This window comes from Saccharothrix hoggarensis, assembly GCF_042678885.1.
GTDB classification, from domain to species: domain Bacteria; phylum Actinomycetota; class Actinomycetes; order Mycobacteriales; family Pseudonocardiaceae; genus Actinosynnema; species Actinosynnema hoggarensis.
Genome location: NZ_JBHTLK010000430.1, coordinates 1 through 2,402 on the forward strand (window position 1 = coordinate 1; position 2,402 = coordinate 2,402).

Below are 2,402 nucleotides of genomic sequence, written 5' to 3' on the forward strand. Positions count from 1 at the left end.
TCCTCGGCGCGCCCCTGGCGCCGGTGGTCGCGGTGAGCGGCAACGGCGTCGGCGCCGCGGGCAAGGCGGACGCGGTGGCCGACAACGAGGCGTCCGCGGACGCCGGCGCGTCGCGCTCCTACCGCAGCGGCACCCCGATGTGGGCGGCCACCTCCGGCGACGACGGCACGATGGCGGGCAACGTGGTCCAGCCCGCCCTCGCCGGCCCCGTGTCCACGGACGACAACGCCGTGGGCGGCGCGGGCAACGCGGACGTCGACGGCTCCTCGACATACACCGCCACCGCGGGCGGCACCAGCCGCACCGCCGGCCAGGACGCCGTGCTGTCGGGCAACTTCGCCGACGCGCCGGTCGCCCTGCCGGTGTCCGGCGCGGGCAACTCCACCTCGGGCGTCGGCAACACCGCGGCCCGGCACGCCAACGACAGCACCACGAGGGCGGGCGGCGACACCTACACCAACGGCGACCGCTCCGTGCTGTCGGCGAACTCGGCCAACCTGCCGCCGGCGGGCGCGGCCGACCTGTGCGGCAACGGCACCACCGCGGGCGGCATCGCCCAGGGCGAGTGCGAGAACGAGGTGACCTCGACCTCGGGCGGCTACAACGGCACCACCGGCAACGACGCGGTGCTCTCCGGCAACATCGGGCAGGCCCCGATCGGCGTGCCGGCGGAGGCGTTCAGCAACAGCGTCGGCGCGGCGGGCACGCCGTCCGGCCGGATGACCGAGCGGAAGACGATCACCTCGGGCCGCGCCGCGAACAGCATCGACGACAACGGCACCGCGTCCAGCAACGTGGTGTCCACGCCGACCGCGATCGGCGGCCAGGTGTTCGGCAACTCGGGCGGCGCGGTCGCCAACCCGACGTCGCGCACCGACAGCGACACCACGATCGACGTCGGCAACCCGCCGCGGGCCAACGGCAAGGCCGGCTCCGCGTCGGGCAACATCGTGCACGTCCCGACGTCGAACCCGGGGCAGGTGTTCGGCCAGTCGGTCGTCGGCGTCGGCAACGGCTCGTCCGACACGACCACCTCGATGGACTCCCGGTCCGGCGGCACGGCCGTCACGGAGGGCGACGACGGTTCCCTCTCGGGCAACGTGCTCACGGCGCCCCAGTCGTCGTCCCCGCAGCTGTACGGCAGCGCCGTCGGCGCGGGCAGCAACGTGGAGTCCCAGAGCCGCAACGAGGTCGGCTCCCGCGCGGGCGGCGACGTGTTCACCTCCGGTGACCGCGGCTCGTTCGCGGGCAACGGTGTGGCCGCCCAGTCGGTGGTCCCGATGCAGGTGTTCGGCGACGCCGCCACCGCCGGGGGCACCAGCGAGGCCCGGTCGTCCGGCGCCACCGACCTGGTGGCCGGCGGGCGTCACCTGACGTCCGGCGAGGACTCCGCCTGGTCCGGCAACCTGCTCACCGCGCCCGTGGGCGTCGAGCCGGCGGCCCACGGCGACGCCGTCTCCGCCGCCGGTCTCGCGACGGCGCAGAGCGTCAGCCGGGCCGAGAGCCGGGCCGGCGGCACCACCGGCACCTTCGGCAAGGGTCCGGGTTCCGTCCGGGACGCCGACCTGCCGACCTCGGCGTTCGCCCGCCTGGTGGGTGTGCCGATCGAGCTCCTCGGCACCGCGACCGCCGGCGCCGACGACCGGAGCCGGATGCGCACCGGTGAGACCACGCGCTCCTCGTCGTCGGCCGACCAGGTGAAGGGCATCGACCTGCCGGTCGGCGTCGACAGCCTGCTGGGCATCACCCAGGTGCCGAGCCTGGTCGCGCTGCGCGGGCTGCTGCCGCAGGCGACGAGCCTGGACGAGCTGCGCGGCGTGCCGATCCACGGCCTGCCGCAGCACGTCGCGCGGACCGTGGGCCTGACCCGGTACGCGGTGTCGCAGGCTCAGCTGGCCGACGTGCAGGCGGCGGACGCCGACCTGCCGATCGCGGGGCTGCCGACCGCGGGTCTGCCGACGGCGGGCCTGCCGGTGGCGGGCCTGCCGGCGGCCGAGCTGCCGACCGCGCAGCTGCCGCGGGCCGAGCAGCCGACCGCCGAGCTGCCCGTGACGACGCTGCCGGTGTCGGAGCTGCCGACCACCGTGCTGCCGAGGACGGGTCTGCCCATGAAGGGCCGCCCGGGCGTCACGGCGGCCGACCTGCCGGTCCAGGCCACCTCGCCGCTGGTGGGTCTGCCGACGATCAGCGGCAAGCTGCCCTACGCCGCCGACAAGGTCACCCGTGGCGTGGCGGGCGACCCCCGGTTCGCCGGCGTCCTGCCGACGGTCGTCAACAAGGTGGGCAACGGGCTCGGCGTCGGGTCCGTCACCCGGAACGTCCCGGCCGTGCCCACCGCGGCGCCGCGCCGCCTCGTCCCGGCCGCCCCCGCGCGTGGCCGCACCCTGCCGACCGCGCCGATC

1 protein-coding gene is annotated in these 2,402 nt (G+C 76.3%); it reads left to right on the forward strand.

Translation table 11 applies throughout. The features are described 5' to 3' along the window. Nucleotides 1-2,402, forward strand: a 2,402-nt coding sequence (locus ACFQ3T_RS35935; RefSeq protein ID WP_380730514.1) for a hypothetical protein, incomplete at both ends; no start/stop codon positions are given.